Below are 21,991 nucleotides of genomic sequence, written 5' to 3'. Positions count from 1 at the left end.
TACGATCGCCCCATGGCCGAACGCAGTAGCGCAGGGGACCCCGCGCGCACGCTCGCGCTGTTGTGGCGGGCACCCGGCGAGTCCCGCCCCTCCCGCGGGCCGCGGCAACGCACCACCGTCGACGCAGTGGTGAGCGCCGCGATCGACCTCGCCGATGCCGAGGGCCTCGACGCGCTGACCATGCGCGCGGTCGCAGGCAGGCTCGGCATCACGGCCATGTCGGTGTACACCTACGTTCCCGGCAAGGCCGAACTGCTGGATCTCATGCTCGACGCGGTCTACCGCGACATGCCCAGAGCTGATCTGAGCCGGATGCGTTGGCGCACACGAGTGTCCACGATCGCCGCCGAGAATCGCGACCTGTTGGCCCGGCACCGCTGGGTGATAAGGATGGGCACCACCCGGCCGCCCCTGGGGCCGGGCATGGCCGCCAAGTACGACCACGAGCTGACCGCCTTCGACGGCCTGGGTCTGACGGACCTGGAGATGGATTCGGCGCTGACCTACGTGCTGGGATTCGTCACCGCGGTGGCGGGCATCGCGGCCGCCACCGACGAGGCCGCCGCGGGCAGCGGGGTGAGTGACCACAGTTGGTGGGAGAGTGCGGCGCCGTTGCTCGCCGAGGTGTTCGACGCCTCGGCGTTCCCGCTGGCCGCCCGGGTGGGAGCGGCGGCGGGCCAGGCGCACGACAGTGCCTACAGCGCCACGCACGCATACGATTTCGGTCTGGCCCGAGTGCTCGACGGGCTGGCGCCGCTGATCGAACGCTGAGTCACTCGTCCGAGTGCATCAGCGGCCGCAGCCTGGCGGTCTTCTCCGGCGTCCACCCCGGTGGCTGCAGCACGGCAGCCCAGCCGTCGACCACACTCTGCACGTAGCGGTGTCCGTGGCCGTCCGGAACATCCACGGCGACGGCCATGTCCGCCGAGACCTGCAGGAACGTCACTACGGGGATCCAGTGCACGCTCGGTAGCACGTCGTAGCCTCGCGGCTCGCGCAGCCAATCCGGTTCGGAGAACAGCAGATCTGTGTTCCACCAGGCGATCGGATCGGAGGCGTGTTGCAGATAGACCACGCGAGGGGTGCCCCACGGCGCGTCGGGCCGATTGAGATCCTCAGGGCGCGCGGCGAATCGGACGTTGGCACCGTCGTCGTAGATCGGCAGCCACTCCGGCGAACCGGGGTCCCGGGTGCGGGTGAGCTCGGTCCACATGGTGTTGTTGAACGTCGGCCCCGAGAACAGCGCACCGTCGGTGCGGGCGATGATGTTGTTCAGGCTCAGGAACGGCGCCTCGCCGCCGAACGAACCCAGACTCTCGCCGAACACCACCAGCTTGGGCCGCTGGGCTTCCGGCATCTCCCGGATCAATTCGTCGACGGCTTCGAACAAGGCCTGACCGGCTTGGCGAGCGTTCTCCCGGTCCACCAGGAAGGACAACCAGCTGGGCAGGAACGAATACTGCATGGACACGATCGCGGTGTCGCCGTTGTACATGTACTCCAGCGCCGAGGCTTCGGCCTCGTTGATCCACCCGGTGCCGGTGGTGGTGGCCACCGCCACCACCGCACGGTCCAGTCCGCCCGTGCGCTGCAGCTCGCGAGCGGCCAGTTCGGCGGTCTCGTAGATGCCGTCGGCCGAGTTCAGTCCGGCGTAGGCGCGGATCGGCTCGGTGGCGGGCGCCCCGTTGAACTCGGTGAGCTGTTCCACCGTCGGTCCGCCGCTGACGAACATCCGGCCCTGGTGGCCCAACGACGACCAGCTGTCGAGGGACTCCGGGCCACCGGAGCGCAAGGCCGACGTGGGTGCCGGGTTGTCGGGGCTCTCTTCGTTGTTCACTGCTTCGAAGGTGTTGTTCAAAGTGCTCATCGCGAACCGCACCACGATGCCGTTGAGCAGCGCGATCGTCAGCGTCACCAGCAACAGCACCACCACCGTGGCCGACACCCGCGGGGGTGCGACCCGGCTCAGCTGGCGGTCCAGGAACCGCACCAACCGTCCGATCAGCTGACCGAGCTCCACGAACAGGAAGAGCACCACGATCGAGATCACCGCGGCGATCGGATGGTCGATGCGGTCCAGCCGCGCGACGCCGAACATGTCGCGGACGTCATCCTGCCAGTGGTGGAACCAGATGATCATCAGCACCTGGCCGATGACACCCACCACCAGCAGGGCCGACCACGCCCACCGGGGTGCCGGCGGACTGGTCTCCTTGGAGCGCATGAACCGGACCAGCCAGACGGCGAAAACGCCGAGCCCGTAGCCGATCGCGCCGCAGGCGCCGCTGACGATGCCCTGGAAGAGCGGACCACGGGGCAGTAGCGAGGGGGTGAGCGACAGCCAGATCATCACCAGACCGCCGGCCGTGCCGAAGAACGTGTAGTGCCGCAGCCACCAAGCCTTTTTGCTGACTACCTCGGCCTGGTGTTCCTCAGGCTTTTCGTCCGCCGCTACGGTCGCTGTCACGCATGGATTTTAGCGGTGCGTGAAGTTCGCGGCGCGCTTCTCGGTGAACGCGTTCATCCCCTCGGTCTGATCCTCGGTGGCGAATGCGCTGTGGAAGAGTCGGCGCTCGAACAGCAGTCCTTCGCTGAGCGTCACCTCGAAGGATCGGTTGACCGCTTCCTTGGCCAGTTGGGCCGCGGGCAGGGACATCTGCGAGATGGTGGTGGCGACGGCCTTCGCCTCGGTCAGCAGGTCGGCGGCGGGCACCACCCGTGACACCAGGCCGGCGCGATCAGCCTCCTCGGCGCCGATGGTGCGGCCGGTCAGGATCAGGTCCATCGCCTTGGCCTTGCCGATCGCGCGGGTGAGTCGCTGGCTGCCACCCATCCCGGGCAGCACGCCCAGCTTGATCTCCGGCTGGCCGAATTTTGCGGTGTCGGCGGCAATCAGGATGTCGCACATCATCGCGAGTTCACAGCCGCCACCGAGGGCGTAACCCGCGACGGCCGCGATGGTCGGTGTGCGCACGGCCGCGAACCTGGCCCAGCCGGCGAAGAAATCCGAGCCGAACATCTCGCCGAACGACTTGTCGGCCATCTCCTTGATGTCGGCGCCGGCGGCGAAGGCCTTCTCGTTGCCGGTGAGGATGATGGCGCCCACTCCCGGGTCGGCGTCCAGTTCGGCTGCCGCGGTGGTGACTTCGGCCATCACCTGGCTGTTGAGCGCGTTGAGGGCCTTCGGCCGGTTGAGGGTGATGGTGGCGATTCGTTCGTCGCGGTCCACCAGGATGGTCTCGTAAGACACGTGTGCTCCTAGAAGGTCAGGTCGGGGTCGGCGGGTTGGAAGTAGGCGTCCACCTCGGCGGAGGTGACGTCGTCGAAGGAGGCCGGCGACCACTGCGGGTTGCGGTCCTTGTCCACCAGCTGGGCGCGGATGCCTTCGGCGAAATCGTGCGACCGCAGGGAGGCGCAGGACACGCGGTACTCCTGGATCAACGCCTCTTCCAGGGACGCGTGATCGGTGGCGCGCCGCACCGCTTCCCGGGTGACCGCGACCGCGATGGGAGATCGGCCGCTGATCACGTCGGCGGCCCTGTGGGCCTCCTCGGCGTCATGTCTGCGCAGCCTCGAGAGCAGCTCCGGAAGCGGCGTCGGATCGGCGGCGGTGCCGAAGCACTCGTCGATCCAAAGCCGTTGCGCGGCAAGTTTGCTGGGCGGCGGTGCGACGGTGTGCTTGGCCAGGGCGGCATCCACGCCGTCGGAGGCGATGGCCGCCTTGAATGCATCGAGGGAGTCGTGCGGCACGAAGTGATCCGCGAACCCGAGTTCGATGGCGTCCGGCCCGGACAGCGACGACCCGGTGAGGGCGGCGTACAGGCCGAGACCGCCGGGGGCGTGCGCCAACACGTAGGTGCCGCCCACGTCAGGAATGAAGCCGATGCCCACCTCCGGCATGGCGAGCTTGGTGGTGTCGGTGACCACCCGGACGCTGCCGTGCGCGCTCACCCCGACGCCGCCGCCCATCACGATGCCGTCCATCACGGCGACATACGGCTTGGGGAAGCGGCCGATCAGGCCGTTGACGGTGTACTCGTCAAAAAAGAACCTGCGCGCCTCGGCGCCGTCGGCGAGTGCGCTGGTGCGCAGGGCCACCACGTCGCCGCCGGCGCAGAGTCCGCGTTCGCCCGCGCCGTCGATGACCACGGTCTCGACTGCCGGATCGTCTCGCCACGCGGACAGCACGTCCCGGAGTGTGTCGATCATGGATTGGTTCAGCGAGTTGATGGCTTTCGGCCGATTCAGCGTCACATAGCCGACGCTGCCGTCGATACGCGTGAGGATCTCGTCGGTCTGCAGCATGTCGTCCCATCCGTCGCGGGTGGTGTCAGATAGTAGGACATCCTAGTAACCCGGCTCACGTCACCGCGCGCGGTGCCCCACAGGTAACGTATCGCCCGAGAAACGCCCGAAAATCGGCCCGTTATGCGGGAACCGAAGGCAGCTTTCTGTTCGTTGAGCCAGTGTTCGTGTAAGACTTTCAGGGACCTCACAGGAAGGAATCAACGGTGCGGGAATCCAGCAATCCGGTATTCCGCTCGCTGCCGAAGCAGCAGGGCGGGTACGCGACTTTCGGCTCCGGTGCTGCGGGCGCCGCGACCGCGCAGGCAGACCAGGCGTACGCGCCCTATCAGGTGCCGCCGCAGACAGGCGTTTCGCGGCCCCTGACCATCGACGACGTGGTCACCAAGACCGGCATCACGCTGGTCGTGCTGTCCGCCGTCGCTGCGGTCTCCTACTTCATGGTGGGGTCCAACCCCGGGTTGGCCATGCCGTTCACCCTCGTGGGTGGACTCGGCGGCCTGGCCCTGGTTCTGATCGCGACCTTCGGGCGCAAGCAGGACAACCCCGCCATCGTCCTGAGTTACGCCGTGCTGGAGGGCCTGTTCCTCGGCGCTGTGTCGTTCCTGCTGACCTTCAACATCCAGGGTGCCAGCGCCGGTGCGCTGATCTCTCAGGCCGTGCTGGGCACCTTCGGCGTGTTCTTCGGCATGCTGGTCGTCTACAAGACCGGCGCCATCCGCGTCACCCCGAAGTTCACCCGGATGCTCGTCGCCGGCATGATCGGCGTCGTCGTCCTGGCCCTGGGCAACCTGGTCTTCTCGCTGTTCACCGATGGTGCGGGCCCGCTGCGTGACGGTGGCCCCATCGCCATCATCTTCTCGCTGGTCTGCATCGGCCTCGCCGCGTTCAGCTTCCTGCTGGACTTCGATGCCGCTGACCAGATGATCCGCGCCGGTGCGCCGGAGAAGGCCGCCTGGGGCGTCGCCCTCGGCCTGACCGTCACCCTGGTGTGGCTGTACATCGAGATCCTGCGTCTGCTCAGCTACTTCCAGAACGACTAGCTGTCACGACCGCAAAAGGGGCCCGGCGCTGACGCGCCGGGCCCCTTTTCGCACTCCCGAGACTGCACACAGTGCGGGATTTCTCCACAATCCGCCGCACTGTGTGCAGTCTCGGGAGCCGTGGTTTCGCGAAGCTCTCCGGATGAACGATGATGTGAAGCCCTTCGTCGGTCGCGAGGCGCTGTCCGCCGGACTGGTGACGGTCCATGAGCTCCGGAGCAAGCACCAGTGGCTCTTCCCGGACATCTACCTGTCAGGCCACGACGCACCGACGCTGTGGCAGCGCACCTTCGCAGCGTGGTTGTACTCCCATCGGGAGGGCGTGGTGGCCGGTCAGGCCGCCGCGGCGCTGCACGGTGCGAAATGGGTAGACGAAGACGAGCCCATCGACCTGGTGTGGTCCCAGGCCAGGCCGCCGAGCGGCATCCGGACCAGCAACCCCCGCCTGCCGCGGGCCGAGTTCGAGACCCTCGACGGGATGCGCGTCACCACCGCTGCGCGCACGGCGTTCGACCTCGGGCGACAACAGCCTCGCTACCCGCTCACATGGCACACCCTCGCCCGCCTCGACGCGTTGGCCGCTGCCACCGGCCTCACGAAGGAAGACATCGAGGTGGTGGCACAGCGTCACCGCGGGGCCCGTGGCCTCCGGAAGCTGCGGCAGGCACTCGACCTCATCGACCCCGGCGCGCAGTCGCCGCAGGAAACCAGGATCCGCATTCTTCTCATCAATGCCGGCCTGCCGAGGACGCGAACCCAGATCCCCGTCTTCGATCCGCTCGACGGCTGCTGGTACTTCATCGACATGGGCTGGGAGCACGGGAGAGTCGGTGTCGAGTACGAAGGGGCCTACCACCAGACCGACCGGGGTCGCTACGTCAGAGACATCAAGAAGCGCGACGCATTGACGCGACTCGGATGGCGCATCGTGTGGGTGCTGAAAGAGGACACCGATTGGGAGATCGTGCAGCGCGTGCGCCGAGCCCGCGAAACTGCACGCAGTGCGGCGATTTGAGGCCAAACCCCGCACTGTGTGCAGTTTCGGCGCGAGTCAGGAGAGTCGCTCCAGCACCATTGCCATACCCTGGCCGCCGCCGACACACATGGTCTCGAGGCCGAAGGTCTTGTCGTAGGTGTTGAGGTTGTTGATCAGCGTGGTGGTGATGCGGGCACCGGTCATGCCGAAGGGATGGCCCAGGGCGATCGCGCCGCCGCTGACGTTCAACCGATCCTCATCCATCCCGAGCTCGCGCGCCGAGCCCAGCACCTGAACGGCGAAGGCCTCGTTGATCTCGTAGAGGTCGATGTCGCTCAAGGCCATGCCCGCGTTGCCGAGTGCCTTCTTGACGGCCTCGATGGGGCCCAGGCCCATGATCTCCGGCGAGAGGCCGGACACCCCGGTGGACACCACTCGGGCCAGCGGGGTGAGGCCCAGCTCCTTGGCCTTCGTGTCGCTCATGATCACCAGGGCCGCGGCGCCGTCGTTCAGCGGGCACGCGTTGCCCGCGGTGATGGTGCCGTTGGGTCGGAAGACGGGCTTGAGCTGGCTGATCTTCTCGTAGGTGGTGCCGGCGCGGGGGCCGTCATCGGTGGAGACGACGGTGCCGTCGGGCAGAGTCACGGGAACGATCTCTCGCTCGAAGAAACCATTCTTGATGGCTTCTTCGGCGCGGTTCTGCGAGCGCACTCCCCAGTGGTCCTGGTCCTCGCGGCTGATGCCGGTGAAGTTGGCGACGTTCTCGGCGGTCTGGCCCATGGCGATGTAGACGTCGGGCACCTTGCCGTCGCTGCGCGGGTCATGCCATTCCTCGGCACCGGCGGCCTGTTCGGCGGTGCGGGCCTGGGCGTCGTCGAACATGGGGTTCTTGCTGTTGGGCGCACCGTCGGCGGCGCCGATGCCAAAGCGTGAGACAGCCTCCACCCCGGCAGAGATGAACACGTCACCTTCGCCGGCTTTGATGGCGTGGAACGCCATGCGGGTGGTCTGCAACGATGACGAGCAGTACCGGTTGACAGTGGTTCCGGGCAGGAAGTCGTAGCCCAACTCGACGGCCACGGCGCGGCCGATGTTGTACCCGGCCTCACCGGCGGGCTGGGCGCAGCCCATGATGAGATCGTCGATATGCCGCGGATCCAGCGCGGGCACCTTGTCCAACACCGCGCGCACCATCTGGGCGGCGAGGTCGTCGGTGCGGATGGACGCCAGGGAGCCTTTGACGGCGCGGCCGATGGGGGAGCGGGCGGTGGCGACGATGACGGCTTCAGGCATGGGGCCTCCTTGAGCAAGTGCTTGGTTGGTTACCAGGCTAGCTCGCGGAAACCACCACCGGCGCGGGGACCCCGGTGGTGCGCCGCGGCCACACCCGCGCCAGCATGCGCAGCCGGGTGCCCAGCGACCGGTTCTCCGCTCCCCGCGACTCCCACGGCAGCTCACCGGTCCACTCGCCCAGCGCATAACAGAGCGCGGGCAACAGCTGCTGGGCCGCCAGGTCGTAACCCGCGGCCGAGGGGTGGAAGTGGTCCTCGGAGAACAACACGTCCGGGGCCTGCAGGAACTCCGGCGCCAACAGATCGGCGAACGGCACCGGCAAACCGCCCGCGGCACGCACCACGGCGGCCTGCCTCCGGGCCAGGCGCAGCCCTCGGATGCGGGTGACCCACCGCAGTGGCTGCGGGATGGCGGTGATGACGCCGAAGTCCGGACAGGTGCCCACCACCACCACTGCGCCGCTGTCGCGGAGCCGGCGGACGGCATCGCCAAGGCGGCGGGCTGAGGCGTTGATGCCGTTCAGTGCGGTGATGTCATTGGCCCCGATCATGATCACCGCAGCGTCCGGCGGGGGCCCCGCCACGAACATCGCGTCCACCTGGCCGGACAACCCCTTGGATGTCGCACCCACAATTGCCTTGGTGCTCAATCGGATTCGCTGTCCGGTCTGCTCGGCCACCCCGCGGGCGATCCGCACACCCGGCACTTCGTCGGCCACCTTGCATCCATAGCCGGTGGCGGTGGAGTCGCCGAACACCATCAAGTGGATGTCGAACGGCACATCGCGTTGCCAGCGCTGCACGGGCCCGCCGCCGCGGGTGTAGACGCCGTCCGCGCGGGGCGGCACATCCCAGGACTTGGGGATGACTTCTCTGGCTTTGACGGCTTGGCCGGTGAGCAGGTTGCGCACGCCCACGTAACCGGCCGCCCCGGTTGACCCCAGCAATGCCGCAACCGCGAGGGCCGACCGACGCTTGACGCGGGTACCCACGAGCACGAGTTTAGGTGGCAAATCAACACAGAAGGTGACGCCGACGAGGCCGGAGAGTCACGTTCCGGTACCAGATGCGGTATCAATTCGACCTTCCGCGACGTTATGTAGATCACAGGTGTCACGCTGTAGGGCCACGGCACACCGCTACAACGAGGTAGGGGAGAGTTTGAGATGACCGCACCAAGCAAAGTCTCCGGTGAGGAACGCTCTCGGCTGAACCAGTCCGGCGCACGTCAGTACCGCAAATTCCCGGTGAGTGACGGCGCACCCGTCGAGGTGGTCGAGACCGGAACGAGTCTGCGGGCCAGGCTGCTGTCGCTGACGTGCCGTATGACGGTCCGGCCGACGCTGGCGGTGGCCAGTCACGTGCCCAACCTGCCGTGGCCGTGGGGCGTCATCGACTTTGCTTCGCGGGCTCTGGTGCCCCAGGCGGGCACCGTCCGGGCCACCATCGGTCTGCCCAACGCCAATGCCCAGTTGGTCCGGGCTCCGGGGGTGTTGCCCGCGGATGGCAGGCGGCGGATCGTGCTGTACATGCACGGCGGTGCGTTCCTGACCTGCGGGGTCAATTCCCACAACCGCATCGTCACCACACTGTCCACCGCGGCGGACGCCCCGGTGCTGGTGGTGAACTACCGGATGATCCCCAAGCACACCATCGGCCAGGCCATCGACGACTGCATGGACGCCTACCGCTGGTTACGGCTGCGCGGGTACGGCCCGGACCAGATCGTGCTGGCCGGTGATTCCGCGGGTGGCTACCTGGCCATGTCGCTGGCCCAGCGATTGCAGGCCGACGGGGAGAAACCCGCCGCGCTGGTGGCCATCTCGCCGTTGCTGCAGCTGGCCAAGGAACCCAAGCAGGCCCACCCGAACATCAAGACCGACGCCATGTTCCCGCCCAAAGCCTTCGACGCGCTGGTCGGCCTGGTGGCGCGGGCGGCCGCCAAGCGCGTGGTCGACGGTGAGCCCGAACAGATCTACGAGCCGCTGGACCACATCGAGCCGGGTCTGCCGAGCACCCTGATCCACGTCTCCGGCTCCGAGGTGCTGCTGCACGACGCCCGCCTGGCAGCGCGCCGACTGGCCGCGGCGGGGGTGCCCACGGAAGTGCGCGTGTGGCGCGGCCAGGTCCACGACTTCCAGCTGTTCGCCCCGCTGGTACCGGAGGCGAAGCGGTCACTGCGCCAGATCGGCGAGTACATCCGCGAGGCCACCGGATAGGGCGCCCGGGGCCGGGTGCGCAAAGATGTAGGCATGCGTATCGCGCGGCACATCAGTGACCTGATCGGCAACACTCCGCTGGTGGAGCTGACCTCGGTGGTTCCCGACGGCGCCGGCCGGGTGGTCGCCAAGATCGAGTACCTGAACCCCGGCGGCAGCTCGAAAGACCGCATCGCGATCAAGATGATCGATGCCGCCGAGGCCGAGGGATTGCTCAAGCCCGGGGGCACCATCGTCGAACCCACGTCGGGTAACACCGGGGTGGGTCTGGCGCTGGTGGCGCAGCAGCGCGGCTACAAGTGTGTGTTCGTCTGCCCGGACAAAGTGAGCGAGGACAAGCGCAACGTGTTGCGCGCCTACGGCGCGGAGGTGGTGGTGTGCCCCACCGCGGTGGCACCCGATGACCCGGCGTCGTACTACAGCGTGTCCAACCGGTTGGTGAACGAGATCGACGGCGCCTGGAAGCCGGACCAGTACTCCAACCCGCACGGACCCGAAAGCCATTACGAGACAACCGGTCCCGAGATCTGGTCGGATACCGAAGGTCAGATCACGCACTTCGTGACCGGAGTGGGTACCGGTGGAACCATCACCGGCACCGGCCGCTATCTCAAAGAGGTCTCCGACGGTGCAGTCAAGATCGTCGGCGCCGACCCGGAGGGTTCGGTCTACTCCGGCGGCACCGGCCGGCCGTACCTGGTGGAAGGCGTCGGCGAGGACTTCTGGCCGTCGGCCTACGACCCGTCGATCCCGGACCAGATCATCGCCGTCTCCGACGCCGACTCGTTCGACATGACGCGGCGCCTGGCCCGCGAAGAGGCGCTGTTGGTCGGCGGCTCCTGCGGCATGGCGGTGGTGGCCGCGGTGGAGGTGGCCAAGCAGGCCGGCCCGGACTCGCTGGTGGTGGTGCTGTTGCCCGACGGTGGCCGCGGGTACATGTCGAAGATCTTCAACGACTCGTGGATGTCGTCCTACGGTTTCCTGCGCAGCCGCCTCGACGGCTCCACCGAGGAGGTGACGGTGGGCGATCTCCTGCGCGGCAAGTCGGGTGCTCTGCCCGACCTGGTGCACACCCATCCCAGTGAGACCGTGCGCGACGCCATCGAGATCCTGCGTGAGTACGGGGTGTCCCAGATGCCGGTGGTGGGTGCCGAACCGCCCGTCATGGCAGGGGAGGTGGCGGGCAGTGTTTCCGAACGTGAACTTCTCTCCGCGGTATTCGAAGGACGGGCCAAGCTGGCCGATGCGGTGGCGCAGCACATGAGTCCGGCATTGCCATTGGTGGGGGCCGGTGAACTGGTCAGTGCCGCCGCGAAAGATCTGCGGGAATGGGACGCGGTGATGGTGGTCGAAGACGGCAAACCCGTGGGTGTCCTCACCCGCAGTGACCTGCTCGGATTCCTGTCCGAGGGCACGTCCCGCCGATAGCCGGAATTCACCGTTGCCAGGCGGTGACAATGGCGGGGGCAAAGAATTGCCTGTCGCTTTCCGGAAAGTCTGAATTCATCGGCGGTGGCGCAGATGTCGGCGCCGTGAAGTTTGCATTTTGCGTCGCTGTGTTGCGCCTTTCTCGGGTACTGTAAGGCCGCTCCACAGCAGCCCGCGGTACTCCTGAGTGGAAGGCGCCATGACCGATCAACCGCCAGGTTTTCCGCCCGGCAACCCGCCGCCGCAGGGCAGCTTCCCCCCGCCGCACGGCGCGTTTCCCCCCGCCGGTCAGCAACCGCCGCCCGGGTACTACCCGCCTCCTGGCTGGGGACCCCCGGGTTTTCCCCACGCCGGGATGGGTGTGCTGCCGACGTCGGCGTACACCCCGTGGATCACCCGCGTGCTGGCATTCCTGATCGACTACATCCCCTACGTGATCATCATCGGCATCGGCTGGGGCTTCCTCATGGGAACCCAAGAGTGCGTTGATTTCTCGGACACCGGTCTCGGCGAGATCCTGGGGGAGTCGTACAACGAGCAGACCTGTGGAGCCTCGACCATCGGTCAGACGGCGGTGACGCTGGCCGGTCTGCTGGGGCTGACGTACGTGTTGTGGAACTACGGCTACCGCCAAGGCACCACCGGCTCGAGCATCGGCAAGACCGTGATGAAGTTCAAGGTCGTCAGCGAGAAGACCGGGCAGCCGCTGGGATTCGGGCTGTCGATCGTGCGCCAGTTGGCCCACCTGGTGGATTCGTTCCTCTGCGGCATCGGCTATCTGTTCCCGCTCTGGGACAACAAACGCCAGACCCTGGCAGACAAGATCATGACCACCGTCTGCCTGCCCCTCTAGTCCCCGGCATCCCTTCCAACCGAGAATCGTCCAGCAAGGAGCGATCATGACCGAGTATCCGCCTCCGCCGCCGCCCGGCAATTACCCGCCCCCACCGCCCGGGAACTACCCGCCGCCACCGCCGCCGGGGGGAGCTTACGGACCTCCGCCGGGGGGAGCCTACGGACCCCCGCCGGGGATGGCGCCGGTGCTGCCCAAGGAGGCTTACACCTCCTGGTTCACCCGCGTGCTGGCGGCCCTGATCGACGGCTTGATCGTCGGCATCCCGGTCGCGATCGCACAGGGCATCGCCATCGCCACCGGGGAGAACCAGTGCACCACCGACACCGTGGACGGATACAGCGCGTACTGCACGTCCGAGCCGTCGGCGCTGGGCATCATCATCACCATCGTGGTGGGCGTCGCGGCCTTCGTGTTCGCCATCTGGAACTACGGCTACCGCCAGGGCACCACCGGGTCCACCGTCGGCAAGTCCATCATGAAGTTCAAGGTGGTCAGCGAAAAGACCTGGCAGCCCATCGGATTCGGGTTGTCGATCGTGCGGCAGATCGCCCACATCCTCGACAGCCTGGTCTGCTACCTCGGCTACCTGTGGCCACTGTGGGACAGCAAGCGGCAGACCTTCGCGGACAAGATCATGACCACCGTCTGCGTGCCCATCCAGCCGCCGCGCTAGAGGTCCCTGCGTCAGCCGGGCCTTGCTGCGTTCATTAGGCTCGGTGCAATGAGCGAGCAGCGCAGCAAGGCCGATGCCCACCGCTGGCAGGGTCTGGCGACCAAGGCCATTCACGCCGGGTTCCGGCCCGACCCCGCCACCGGCGCCGTCAACGCCCCGATCTATGCCAGTTCGACCTTTGCCCAGGACGGCGTGGGGGGCCTGCGCGGCGGCTTCGAGTACGCCCGCACCGGCAACCCCACCCGTCAGGCGCTCGAGGCGTCGCTGGCCGCCGTCGAGGACGGCACCTACGGCCGGGCGTTCAGCTCGGGTATGGCTGCCACCGACTGCGCGCTGCGCGCCGTCCTGCGCCCCGGTGACCACATCGTCATCCCCGACGATGCGTACGGAGGCACCTTCCGGCTGATCGACAAGGTGTTCACCCACTGGGGCGTGACGCACACCCCGGTCGCGCTCGGTGATCTCGACGCAGTGCGGGCTGCCTGCACGCCGGCGACGAAGTTGATCTGGGTCGAGACGCCCACCAATCCGCTGCTGTCCGTCGCCGACATCGCCGGCATCGTCGAGCTGGGCGCCGAGGTGAAGGCGAGAGTCCTGGTGGACAATACGTTCGCCTCACCGGCACTGCAGCAGCCGCTGACTCTGGGTGCGGACATCGTGTTGCACTCCACCACCAAGTACATCGGCGGGCACTCCGATGTGGTGGGCGGCGCACTGGTCACCGACGACGAGGAATTGGACACCGCGTTCGCGTTCCTGCAGAACGGTGCCGGCGCCGTGCCCGGTCCCTTCGACGCGTACCTGACCATGCGCGGGCTCAAGACGCTGGCGTTGCGGATGCAGCGGCACAGCGAAAACGCCTCTGCGGTCGCGGAATTCCTGCAGGAGCATCCCGCCGTCAGCTCGGTGCTCTACCCGGGGTTGCCGAGCCACCCCGGCCACGACGTCGCGGCCCGGCAGATGAGCGGATTCGGCGGCATGGTGTCGGTACGCATGCGCGGTGGCATCGAGGCCGCGCGCGAGTTGTGTGCAGGCACCGAGATCTTCATCCTCGCCGAATCGCTGGGTGGCGTGGAGTCACTGATCGAGCATCCCGGCGCGATGACGCATGCCTCAACCGCCGGATCGCAGTTGGAGGTCCCTGCGGACCTGGTGCGGCTGTCGGTCGGCATCGAGGAGATCGCCGACCTGATCGGCGATCTGGAGCAGGCGCTGAGCCGTCAGGCGTGATACGGCTCGGCGCTGACCAGCGTCACCTTCACCGTGTTGCCGTTGGGCACGGTGTAGGTGCGGGTCTCGCCGACCTTGGCGTCGAGAAGCGCGCCGCCCAGCGGTGAGTTGGGCGAATACACCTCGAGCTTGCCGTCTTGGACCGCCTGTTCGCGGGTGCCGATGAGAAATGTCTCGGTGTCGGACTCGTCGCCGTCGTAGTAGACCTTGACGACGGAGCCGGGCAGCGCAACACCGGACTGCTTGGGAGCTTCGCCGACCTTGGCGTTGTTCAGCAGTTCCTGCAGCTGGCGGATGCGGGCTTCTTCCTGCCCCTGCTGCTCGCGGGCGGCGTGATAGCCCCCGTTCTCACGCAGGTCGCCCTCTTCGCGACGGTCGTTGATCTCGGCGGCGATGATGGGCCGGTTGGCGATCAGCTGGTCCAGTTCGGCCTTGAGCCGGTCATAGGACTCCTGGGTGAGCCACGTCACCTGGGTATCAGTCATCTCGCGCTCCTGTCGTGTGTGTGGTCCGCGATGTTCGCGTCGGGCAGTCTGTGACGGAGGTGCCGGGCGAGGCTGCTGAGCCAGCGGCAGCCGCGTGTATTGCCATCCCACAGCCGCGGTGCACGCGCTATAGACGCAATACACGGTCCCAGCAGGACCGTGTATCAAGCCAGCATACCACCGGCGGTCCAGCCGATTTTCATGTTTTGGACGTCCGCCGTTCGGTTGTTCAGGGCGCCGGCTCGGGTGCCACCAGGTAGTCCGGGACCGTGGTGCCACAGCCGTAGACGTCCCCTACGGCCGGCGGCATGCTGGTCTTCACAATGGCCCTGACCTGCATGGTCTTCTCGGTCGACGGGGCGATCAGCACCTCGCGGCGGCCGGTTTCGCTGCCGTCACGGGAGCGTCCCCGGATGATGCACACCGCGGCTGCCTGCGGGTCGGTTCTGGTGACGTTGAAGGTGACTTCCAGCGTCTGTTCGTCGATCAGGCGGTAGGCCACCATCTCCCCGCTGACCTCGGAGTTGTTGATCCGCTGGTAGCCGATCACGGCGACGATGCCGCCGATGACGACCACCAGAACGGCCAGCAGGACAGCGAACCGGCGGCGGGACTGCCGTGACATGCGCTGACGTCCGTAGCGCGCTTCCGAGCGGAGCAGTTGGCCGTCGGCCATCAGTGGATCACCGTACTTTCGGGTCCCGACCCGCGGAATGCGACGACCGGGATGGAAGTATTAAGAAGGAGTGCCGATCGTATCGGCACCCGGACAACAGCGAAACGAAGGCGAACGGTGACCCAACTGCGGCTGATGGCGGTGCACGCGCATCCGGACGACGAGTCCTCCAAGGGTGCCGCAACGATGGCCAAGTACGCGGCCGCAGGACACCGCGTCATGGTCGTCTCACTGACCGGTGGGGAACGCGGCGACATCCTCAACCCCGCGATGGACCTGCCCGACGTGCACGGACGTATCCACGAGATCCGCCGCGAGGAGATGGCGCGGGCTGCGGAGATCCTGGGAGTCGAGCACGAGTGGCTGGGCTTCATCGACTCCGGACTGCCCGAGGGCGACCCGCTGCCGCCGCTGCCCGAGGACGCTTTCGCGCTGGTCCCGCTGGAGCAGCCGGTGAGCAAGCTGGTGCGGCTGATCCGGGACTTCAAGCCGCACGTCGTGACCACTTATGACGAGAACGGTGGCTACCCGCATCCGGACCACATCCGCTGCCATGAGGTCTCGGTGGCGGCGTATGAAGCGGCCGGCGACCACTACCTGTACCCCGACGCCGGTCAACCGTGGCAGGTGTCGAAGCTCTACTACAACCACGGATTCCTGCGGCAGCGCATGCAGGTGTTGCAGGACGAATTCACCAAGAATGGCCAGGAAGGCCCGTTCGCCAAGTGGCTGGAGAACTGGGATCCGGACGACGACCTGCTCGCCAAGCGGGTGACAACCCGTATCGAATGCTCGGAGTTCTTCGAGGTGCGGGACAAAGCGCTGCTGGCGCACGCCACCCAGATCGATCCCAAGAGCTTCTTCTTCACCACGCCGATGGAATGGCAGAAGCGGCTGTGGCCCACCGAGGAGTATGAGCTGGCCCGGTCCCGGGTGCCGGTGACCCTGCCCGAAGACGACCTGTTCGCGGGGATAGCGCCGTGAACGAGTTGGTCTTGTGGCTGGCCGAGGAGGCCCCCCGCAACACCGGTCCCGAATTCGGCAAGGCCAGCCCCTTCGGCCTGCTCGTCGTCGTGCTGCTGCTGGCCGGCACCTTTGCGCTGGTGTGGTCGATGAACCGGCACCTCAAGCGGCTGCCGGAGTCGTTCGACCCGGAGCACCCGGAACCGGACCAGGCCGTGGACGAGGGCACCGTGGACGCCGACTCCGTGCACAACGAATCCGTGGAAGCCGACTCCGCGACCCCGCCCCGGGAGCCCGGTGGTCAATAAGCTCGGCTCGGCGACCAGTCCGTATCTACGCCAGCACGCCGGTAACCCGGTGCACTGGGTGGAATGGTCGCCAGACGCGCTGGCCGGCGCGGCCCGCCGCGACGTGCCCATCCTGCTGTCCATCGGATACGCCGCCTGCCACTGGTGCCACGTGATGGCCCACGAGTCGTTTTCCGATCAGGACGTGGCCGCCGCGGCGAACGAGAACTTTGTCTGCATCAAGGTCGACCGCGAAGAACGCCCCGATCTCGACGCCGTCTACATGTCTGCCACCGTCGCCCTGACCGGGCAGGGCGGCTGGCCCATGACGTGCTTTCTCACCCCCGACGGCCGCCCCTTCTTTTGTGGCACCTACTATCCGAAAAGCCAGTTCCTGCAACTGCTCTCGGCTGTCACCGAAACCTGGCGGACCCGCCGCGACGACGTGCTGACCGCCTCCGAGCAGATCCTCGGCGAACTGCGCAGCATGACCGGCGCGCTGCCCGGTGCCGGGCCCGACCTCTCCGCTGCGTTGTGCGACCAGGCCGTGGCAACCGTGCTCACCGACGAGGATGTGGCAGGCGGCGGCTTCGGGGCGGCGCCCAAGTTCCCGCCGTCCGCGCTGCTGGAAGCACTGCTGCGGCACCATGAACGCACCGGCGCGGCCGAGGTGCTGGCCACGGTGGAGCGGGCGGGTGCGGCAATGGCGCGCGGTGGCATCTACGACCAACTGGCAGGTGGATTCGCCCGCTACAGCGTCGACACCGCCTGGGTGATACCGCATTTCGAGAAGATGCTCTACGACAATGCCCTGTTGCTGCGGTTCTACGGCCATTGGGCCCGCCGGACCTCGGACCCGTTGGCGCAGCGCGTCACGGCTCAGACGGCTGACTTCCTGCTGCGCGACCTGCGCGACGGTGACCTGTTCATCTCCTCGCTGGACGCTGACACCGACGGTGTCGAGGGTGCCACGTACGTCTGGACGCCGGCCCAGCTGTGCGACGTACTCGGTGATGACGACGGACGTTGGGCCGCAACTATTTTCGGTGTCACCGCTGAGGGGACGTTCGAGCACGGCTCCTCGGTGCTGCAGTTACGGGTAGCGCCCGACGTGGACCGGTTACAGCGGGTGAGCGCGGCACTACTGGCGGCGCGTGGGCAGCGGGCACAGCCCGACCGCGACGACAAGATCGTGACGTCCTGGAACGGGTTGACCATCACCGCGTTGTGCGAGGCGGCGGTGGCGCTGGACCGGCCCGCTCTGGTGGACGCCGCTCTCCGCTGTGCCGAGGCGCTGCTCGACGGTCACCTCGTCGACGGCAGGCTGCGCCGGACCAGCCTGGGTGGGCGTATCGGCGCGGGGGCGGCCACGCTGGAAGACCACGCTGCACTGGCCGTCGGCCTGCTCAGCCTGCACCAGCTGACCGGGCGGTTCGTCGACCAGGCCTGTGCGTTGCTGGACGTCGCGCTGGCCCACTTCACCGATCCGCAGCAACCCGGCCGCTGGTTCGACAGTGCCGATGACGCAGAGCAATTGATGATGCGTCCGGGCGACCCGTTGGACGGCGCCACCCCGTCTGGCGCGTCGCTGATGGCCGAAGCGCTACTGACCGCCGCGCACATCACCGGCTCGGAACGCTACGGCCACGCCGCGGCGCAGACACTGGCGGCGCATTCGGCACTGCTGGCCGCCGCACCCCGTTCCGCGGGGCACTGGCTGGCCGTGGCCGAAGCCGCTGTGCGCGGACCTCTGCAGATCGCGGTGGCCGGCGACCCGGATTCCGAGTTGCTGGCCGCGGCCCGGCAGCTGGCACCCGGGGGATCCATCGTGGTGGGTGGAGCCGTGGACTCCGCGCCGCTGCTGACCGGACGGGACCGGGTGAACGGGCGCGATGCCGCCTACGTGTGCCGGGGCCGGACGTGCGATCTGCCTGTCCTCTCGGTGGGAGAACTCGCTGTCTCCCTGGGTATGTCCGTGTAGCGTGCCGCCCATGAGTCTCGATCCCGCAGCCCTGGTCCAGCGTTACCTCGACACCGTGGTGTCAGGATCGGCTGAGGACGTCGCCGCGTTGTACGCCGAAGACGCCACGCTGGAGGACCCGGTGGGCGGCGGCGAGGTGCACATCGGCAGGCAGGCTATCGCCGGGTTCTACGCGATGACGGCCAACGCCGAGGTGTCCACCGAGCTGCTGCAGCTGCGGACCGGCGGCCACGAGGCGGCTTTCGCCTTCGCCATCACCGTGACCATGGGCGACACCAAGATCCGCGTCGAGCCGATCGAGGTCATGAACTTCAACAGCGCGGGGGAGATCACCTCGATGAAGGCCTATTGGGGCCCGTCGGACATGAAGCAGCTGTAGCGATTTCGGCGTCGGGCGACGAGGCGGCGCAAGCGGTCGGCGCGCTCGCAACCGCTGAGCGGTTACCAGCGCGCCCGAATCACTCAGAAGACCGCGAACCACATCGCGATGTAGTGGCAGATGGCCGCGACAGCCGTGCAGGCGTGGAAGAACTCATGGTGGCCGAATGTCCGGGGCCACGGGTTGGGCCACTTGAGCGCGTAGAGCACGCCGCCGACGCTGTAGAGCGCGCCGCCCACGATCAACAGAACCACCGCTGCCACACCGGCGCCGTGCATGATCGGCCCGATGAACCAGGCCGCCACCCAGCCCAACAGGATGTAGAGCGGTACACCCAGCCAGCGCGGCGCTGACGGCCAGAACATCTTGAGCAGCACTCCGGCCAGCGCACCGCTCCAGACGATCCACAACAGCAGGCGGCCGTCCTGCTCGGGCAGGGCCAGCACGGCGAAGGGGGTGTAGCTGCCCGCGATGAAGACGAAGATCATCGAATGGTCGGCGCGCTTCATCCACTTGCGCTTGGTGGCGGAGTGCCAGTGCACCCGGTGATAGGTGGCGCTGACAGCGAACATCGCCACGATGGTGAGTGTGTAGATCAGCGTCGCGATGCCGGCTCGGCTGGAATCCCCGGCCCAGGACACCGACACCAGCGCGGCGCCGCAGATCACGGCAACGATGGCGGAGTACAGGTGGATCCAACCCCTGGCGCGAGGCTTGCCGAGGACCTCGGCAACGCCGTCCGCGATGGCTTCGGGCAGGTCCTCCGGGCTGTGTCGCCGCGGGTCGTCGGTGCCGAGCGGTGCGGACATGCGACCTCCTTCAGCAGCGGGCTTGGCCGAATTCCACAGTAGTCGGCGCTACCGGGCGATTCCATGGTCCGACGGTGTGGCGCTCACCGCAGGAAGGACCGAGGTTGTTGTCCCGGGTCGGGGGATCAACACCCGCTGGTGCCGTACTTTTGTTAGGTGCGCAGTGCACGCCCGACGACGTAGAAGAGACCGGTAGTTCCCATGGATCTGATCCCCCCGCGACTCAAAGAGCCGATGTATCGGCTGTATGAGTTGCGGCTGCGCCAGGATCTCACGCGGTCCAGATCCGAGCTGCCGCGCCACATCGCAGTGCTCTGCGACGGCAACCGCCGGTGGGCTCGCGACGCCGGATATGACGATGTGAGCTACGGCTATCTGGTGGGTGCGGCCAAGATCGCGGAGATGTTGCGATGGTGCCAGGAAGCCGGCATCGAAATGACGACGGTGTATCTGCTGTCCACCGAAAACCTGCAGCGCGACCACGACGAATTGGCGGCGCTGATCGAGATCATCACCGGCGTGGTGGAGGAGATCTGCGCCCCGGCCAACCGGTGGAGCGTGCGGACCGTCGGCGACCTCTCGCTGCTCGGCGAAGAACCCGCCCGCCGGGTCCGGGATGCCGTCGAAGGCACAGCGAGCACGGCACAGTCCGGGGCCTTCCACGTCAACGTCGCCGTCGGATACGGCGGCCGGCAGGAGATCGTCGACGCCGTCCGGTCGCTGCTGTCCAAGCAGCTGGCCAACGGCGCCGCCCCGGAGAAGCTGGTCGACGCCGTCACCGTCGAGGCCATCTCGGAGAACCTGTACACCTCCGGCCAGCCAGACCCTGACCTGGTGATCCGCACCTCCGGCGAGCAACGACTGTCGGGATTCCTGTTGTGGCAGAGCGCCTACTCCGAGATGTGGTTCACCGAGGCGCACTGGCCCGCGTTCCGCCGCGTGGACTTCCTCCGGGCGCTGCGCGACTACACCAGACGGCACCGGCGCTTCGGAGTCTGACCCGTGGCCGCCCTGTCCGCCGTGGTGTTCGCGCTGAGCTGGTGGCTGGGCCTGTATCTGCTGGCCCGCGATCCGCGCAAGCCCCTGTTGGTCCTCGCTGCGGTGGGGCTGTGCAGCTTCGCGGTGGTGGTGGCGCTGGATGCCGTGCGGTTGGCCGCGTCGGCGCAGACGCTGGGCCGCATCGAGATCTACCTCGTGGTGGTGCCCGGCGTGGCGTGGTTCGCGGTGTTGCTGGAGATGGCCCGGCCCGGGGAACGCTGGCGGCCGCGCGAGATCGCGGCAGTGGCGGCAGTGGCAGCGGTGGCATGGGCGGGCGCGGCGCTGGCCGGCAGCGTGGACGGACCGTTGCGCGCCGGTCACTGGGTGATGTTCGTCGCCATCTCGGTGTCGTCGCTGACGGCGATGGTGCGCGCGTACCGGCGGCCGCAGCGGCCGGGTTCGGTGATGGGCGTGCTGGTGGTGGCGACGCTGTTCTTCGCGCTCGGCAACGCGATCGTGGTGATCCCGCTGGGACTGGTGCCGAGTTGGCTCGCGCTGGCCTCCACAGGTTTCGATGTGCTGCTACTCGGAGTGGCCGTCGCGGTGTGGGACGCCTTCGACGAGGGCCAGGCGCTGCGCGCAGACATGCTGCGGTCGTTCATCGGCTCGGTGCTGGTGGCGGTGGTGTTCGGCGGGCAGGCGCTGCTGGGACTGGCCGCGGTCGGCAGCGACGGGCGGGTGGTGGTGCTGGTGCTGCTGTTCACCAGCCTGGCCGTCGCCCTGGCCATCACGGTGCTGGCCGACCCGCTGGCCGGGGTACTGGACCGGGTGGCCTTCGGTCCGCAGCTGCGCAAGGACCGGGCGACCCTGCGCCGCACCGAGGCGGCGCTGCCGTTGCGGGCGGCGAATCCGCTCGATGATCTCGACGACGACACCTTCGCGCGGCTGACCCGCCGGGCGCTGGGGCACTACGGCGATTTGTCCAAGCTGGTTGCCAGCCCTCTGACCGCCCTGCCCGTCATCGACCAGCGGCTGGCCGCCCGCGGCGCACCCGACCAGCCGCTCGAGCGTGCCGCCGAACTCAAGGCCGTGCTGGCCGACCGCATCGCCGCGCTCAAGCCGCGTGACGGCGGTGACTTCGGCACCACCGAGCAGTGGCGGCACTACAACTCGCTGTACTTCCCGTATGTGGCCGGGGTGCGGGCCTACGCGCAGAACGCCACCGCGGCCGGCCTGGACCCCGTGGCCCGGCAGGCCTGGCAGTGGCTGGTCACCGAGGTGCCGCAGCGCTCGCTACACAACTGGCAGAACGCGGCGGCTCGGGTGATAGCGGCCGATCTGAGGGCCCAGGTGAGCGTCTGGCAGTAGATGGCAGTGCCGTGCCTGGATCTGGCAGTGGCCGCTGACCAGC

22 protein-coding genes are annotated in these 21,991 nt (G+C 67.7%); 14 read left to right on the top strand and 8 right to left on the bottom strand.

Annotated elements, in window-relative coordinates; translation table 11 throughout:
* The first annotated feature begins 12 nt into the window (after positions 1-12).
* Positions 13-771, top strand: coding sequence for a TetR/AcrR family transcriptional regulator (locus G6N58_RS02790; protein WP_115279814.1), 759 nt, complete (start codon positions 13-15; stop codon positions 769-771).
* 1 nt (position 772) lies between these two features.
* Here the strand turns inward: G6N58_RS02790 and G6N58_RS02785 are convergent, their stop codons facing one another.
* From G6N58_RS02785 to G6N58_RS02775, 3 genes are read right to left on the bottom strand one after another with little or no spacing between them, the layout of a single operon-like run.
* Entirely contained in the window at positions 773-2,467 is a 1,695-nt protein-coding gene (locus G6N58_RS02785) for an alpha/beta hydrolase (RefSeq protein ID WP_232067703.1), read from the bottom strand.
* A gap of 9 nt (positions 2,468-2,476) precedes the next feature.
* The gene (locus G6N58_RS02780; protein ID WP_115279815.1) at positions 2,477-3,250 is read right to left on the bottom strand and encodes an enoyl-CoA hydratase; all 774 of its coding nucleotides are present in this window, start codon (positions 3,248-3,250) and stop codon (positions 2,477-2,479) included.
* An 8-nt stretch (positions 3,251-3,258) separates the two neighbouring features.
* Complete coding sequence (locus tag G6N58_RS02775) at positions 3,259-4,305, bottom strand: enoyl-CoA hydratase/isomerase family protein (protein ID WP_115279816.1); 1,047 nt, start codon at positions 4,303-4,305, stop codon at positions 3,259-3,261.
* Between the two features lie 206 nt (positions 4,306-4,511).
* On the opposite strand from G6N58_RS02775, the gene G6N58_RS02770 reads away from it, so the two are divergent.
* Together G6N58_RS02770 and G6N58_RS02765 are read left to right on the top strand one after the other, a co-directional pair.
* Positions 4,512-5,348, top strand: coding sequence for a Bax inhibitor-1/YccA family protein (locus G6N58_RS02770; RefSeq protein WP_115279817.1), 837 nt, complete (start codon positions 4,512-4,514; stop codon positions 5,346-5,348).
* Between the two features lie 142 nt (positions 5,349-5,490).
* On the top strand, positions 5,491-6,363 hold the full coding sequence (locus G6N58_RS02765) for a putative endonuclease domain-containing protein (protein WP_115279818.1): 873 nt from the start codon (positions 5,491-5,493) through the stop codon (positions 6,361-6,363).
* A 36-nt stretch (positions 6,364-6,399) separates the two neighbouring features.
* Here the strand turns inward: G6N58_RS02765 and G6N58_RS02760 are convergent, their stop codons facing one another.
* Both G6N58_RS02760 and G6N58_RS02755 read right to left on the bottom strand, forming a co-directional pair.
* Positions 6,400-7,617, bottom strand: a complete 1,218-nt coding sequence (locus G6N58_RS02760; protein WP_115279819.1) for an acetyl-CoA C-acetyltransferase — start codon at positions 7,615-7,617, stop codon at positions 6,400-6,402.
* Between the two features lie 37 nt (positions 7,618-7,654).
* Positions 7,655-8,608 (bottom strand): SGNH/GDSL hydrolase family protein, encoded by a 954-nt coding sequence (locus tag G6N58_RS02755; RefSeq protein ID WP_115281861.1) that lies wholly within the window; start codon positions 8,606-8,608, stop codon positions 7,655-7,657.
* A 174-nt stretch (positions 8,609-8,782) separates the two neighbouring features.
* Between G6N58_RS02755 and G6N58_RS02750 the strand changes: the two genes are divergently transcribed.
* The 5 genes from G6N58_RS02750 to G6N58_RS02730 all read left to right on the top strand — a co-directional run bounded on the left by G6N58_RS02750 (position 8,783) and on the right by G6N58_RS02730 (position 14,022).
* Positions 8,783-9,835, top strand: coding sequence for an alpha/beta hydrolase fold domain-containing protein (locus tag G6N58_RS02750; RefSeq protein ID WP_115279820.1), 1,053 nt, complete (start codon positions 8,783-8,785; stop codon positions 9,833-9,835).
* A 33-nt stretch (positions 9,836-9,868) separates the two neighbouring features.
* Complete coding sequence (locus G6N58_RS02745) at positions 9,869-11,263, top strand: cystathionine beta-synthase (protein ID WP_115279821.1); 1,395 nt, start codon at positions 9,869-9,871, stop codon at positions 11,261-11,263.
* A 199-nt stretch (positions 11,264-11,462) separates the two neighbouring features.
* Positions 11,463-12,116, top strand: coding sequence for an Rv1078 family RDD domain-containing protein (locus G6N58_RS02740; protein ID WP_115281862.1), 654 nt, complete (start codon positions 11,463-11,465; stop codon positions 12,114-12,116).
* 46 nt (positions 12,117-12,162) lie between these two features.
* A complete protein-coding gene (locus G6N58_RS02735) occupies positions 12,163-12,792 on the top strand; it encodes an Rv1078 family RDD domain-containing protein (RefSeq protein ID WP_115279822.1) in 630 nt (209 codons plus the stop codon).
* A gap of 48 nt (positions 12,793-12,840) precedes the next feature.
* The gene (locus G6N58_RS02730) at positions 12,841-14,022 is read left to right on the top strand and encodes a cystathionine gamma-synthase (RefSeq protein ID WP_115279823.1); all 1,182 of its coding nucleotides are present in this window, start codon (positions 12,841-12,843) and stop codon (positions 14,020-14,022) included.
* Here G6N58_RS02730 and greA read toward each other — a convergent pair.
* Entirely contained in the window at positions 14,013-14,507 is a 495-nt protein-coding gene (greA, locus tag G6N58_RS02725) for a transcription elongation factor GreA (RefSeq protein ID WP_068918471.1), read from the bottom strand. The two genes, G6N58_RS02730 and greA, sit on opposite strands and share 10 nt — an antisense overlap.
* Positions 14,508-14,736: 229 nt before the next feature.
* The gene (locus G6N58_RS02720) at positions 14,737-15,183 is read right to left on the bottom strand and encodes a DUF4307 domain-containing protein (protein WP_115279824.1); all 447 of its coding nucleotides are present in this window, start codon (positions 15,181-15,183) and stop codon (positions 14,737-14,739) included.
* Positions 15,184-15,300: 117 nt separating this feature from the next.
* Here G6N58_RS02720 and mca point away from each other — a divergent pair, with 117 nt between their 5' ends.
* The 4 genes from mca to G6N58_RS02700 are packed head-to-tail and all read left to right on the top strand — an operon-like array spanning position 15,301 to position 18,793.
* Positions 15,301-16,167, top strand: coding sequence for a mycothiol conjugate amidase Mca (gene mca / locus G6N58_RS02715; protein WP_115279825.1), 867 nt, complete (start codon positions 15,301-15,303; stop codon positions 16,165-16,167).
* A complete protein-coding gene (locus G6N58_RS02710) occupies positions 16,164-16,454 on the top strand; it encodes a hypothetical protein (RefSeq protein WP_115279826.1) in 291 nt (96 codons plus the stop codon). Before mca ends, G6N58_RS02710 begins: the two co-directional genes overlap by 4 nt.
* The gene (locus G6N58_RS02705; RefSeq protein WP_115279827.1) at positions 16,444-18,414 is read left to right on the top strand and encodes a thioredoxin domain-containing protein; all 1,971 of its coding nucleotides are present in this window, start codon (positions 16,444-16,446) and stop codon (positions 18,412-18,414) included. Before G6N58_RS02710 ends, G6N58_RS02705 begins: the two co-directional genes overlap by 11 nt.
* Positions 18,415-18,424: 10 nt before the next feature.
* Entirely contained in the window at positions 18,425-18,793 is a 369-nt protein-coding gene (locus G6N58_RS02700; protein WP_115279828.1) for a nuclear transport factor 2 family protein, read from the top strand.
* Between the two features lie 83 nt (positions 18,794-18,876).
* Here the strand turns inward: G6N58_RS02700 and trhA are convergent, their stop codons facing one another.
* Positions 18,877-19,602: a PAQR family membrane homeostasis protein TrhA gene (gene trhA, locus G6N58_RS02695; protein ID WP_115279829.1), complete on the bottom strand. Its 726-nt coding sequence runs from the start codon at positions 19,600-19,602 to the stop codon at positions 18,877-18,879.
* A 201-nt stretch (positions 19,603-19,803) separates the two neighbouring features.
* On the opposite strand from trhA, the gene G6N58_RS02690 reads away from it, so the two are divergent.
* Both G6N58_RS02690 and G6N58_RS02685 read left to right on the top strand, forming a co-directional pair.
* Complete coding sequence (locus tag G6N58_RS02690; RefSeq protein WP_115279830.1) at positions 19,804-20,601, top strand: (2Z,6E)-farnesyl diphosphate synthase; 798 nt, start codon at positions 19,804-19,806, stop codon at positions 20,599-20,601.
* Between the two features lie 3 nt (positions 20,602-20,604).
* Positions 20,605-21,948, top strand: coding sequence for a hypothetical protein (locus G6N58_RS02685; protein WP_115279831.1), 1,344 nt, complete (start codon positions 20,605-20,607; stop codon positions 21,946-21,948).
* Positions 21,949-21,991: the final 43 nt, after the last annotated feature.

This window comes from Mycolicibacterium tokaiense (assembly GCF_010725885.1).
GTDB classification, from domain to species: domain Bacteria; phylum Actinomycetota; class Actinomycetes; order Mycobacteriales; family Mycobacteriaceae; genus Mycobacterium; species Mycobacterium tokaiense.
This window is presented reverse-complemented; position numbering and strand designations above follow the sequence as displayed.

What these genes read in the sequence shown, in the direction of transcription:
- G6N58_RS02790 (WP_115279814.1), top strand. Translation starts at nt 13, where the DNA reads ATGGCCGAACGCAGTAGCGCAGGGGACCCCGCGCGCACGCTCGCGCTG.
- G6N58_RS02775 (WP_115279816.1), bottom strand. Translation starts at nt 4,305, where the DNA reads ATGCTGCAGACCGACGAGATCCTCACGCGTATCGACGGCAGCGTCGGC.
- G6N58_RS02765 (WP_115279818.1), top strand. Translation starts at nt 5,491, where the DNA reads ATGAACGATGATGTGAAGCCCTTCGTCGGTCGCGAGGCGCTGTCCGCC.
- G6N58_RS02760 (WP_115279819.1), bottom strand. Translation starts at nt 7,617, where the DNA reads ATGCCTGAAGCCGTCATCGTCGCCACCGCCCGCTCCCCCATCGGCCGC.
- G6N58_RS02750 (WP_115279820.1), top strand. Translation starts at nt 8,783, where the DNA reads ATGACCGCACCAAGCAAAGTCTCCGGTGAGGAACGCTCTCGGCTGAAC.
- G6N58_RS02745 (WP_115279821.1), top strand. Translation starts at nt 9,869, where the DNA reads ATGCGTATCGCGCGGCACATCAGTGACCTGATCGGCAACACTCCGCTG.
- G6N58_RS02740 (WP_115281862.1), top strand. Translation starts at nt 11,463, where the DNA reads ATGACCGATCAACCGCCAGGTTTTCCGCCCGGCAACCCGCCGCCGCAG.
- G6N58_RS02735 (WP_115279822.1), top strand. Translation starts at nt 12,163, where the DNA reads ATGACCGAGTATCCGCCTCCGCCGCCGCCCGGCAATTACCCGCCCCCA.
- G6N58_RS02730 (WP_115279823.1), top strand. Translation starts at nt 12,841, where the DNA reads ATGAGCGAGCAGCGCAGCAAGGCCGATGCCCACCGCTGGCAGGGTCTG.
- greA (WP_068918471.1), bottom strand. Translation starts at nt 14,507, where the DNA reads ATGACTGATACCCAGGTGACGTGGCTCACCCAGGAGTCCTATGACCGG.
- G6N58_RS02720 (WP_115279824.1), bottom strand. Translation starts at nt 15,183, where the DNA reads ATGGCCGACGGCCAACTGCTCCGCTCGGAAGCGCGCTACGGACGTCAG.
- G6N58_RS02700 (WP_115279828.1), top strand. Translation starts at nt 18,425, where the DNA reads ATGAGTCTCGATCCCGCAGCCCTGGTCCAGCGTTACCTCGACACCGTG.
- trhA (WP_115279829.1), bottom strand. Translation starts at nt 19,602, where the DNA reads ATGTCCGCACCGCTCGGCACCGACGACCCGCGGCGACACAGCCCGGAG.
- G6N58_RS02690 (WP_115279830.1), top strand. Translation starts at nt 19,804, where the DNA reads ATGGATCTGATCCCCCCGCGACTCAAAGAGCCGATGTATCGGCTGTAT.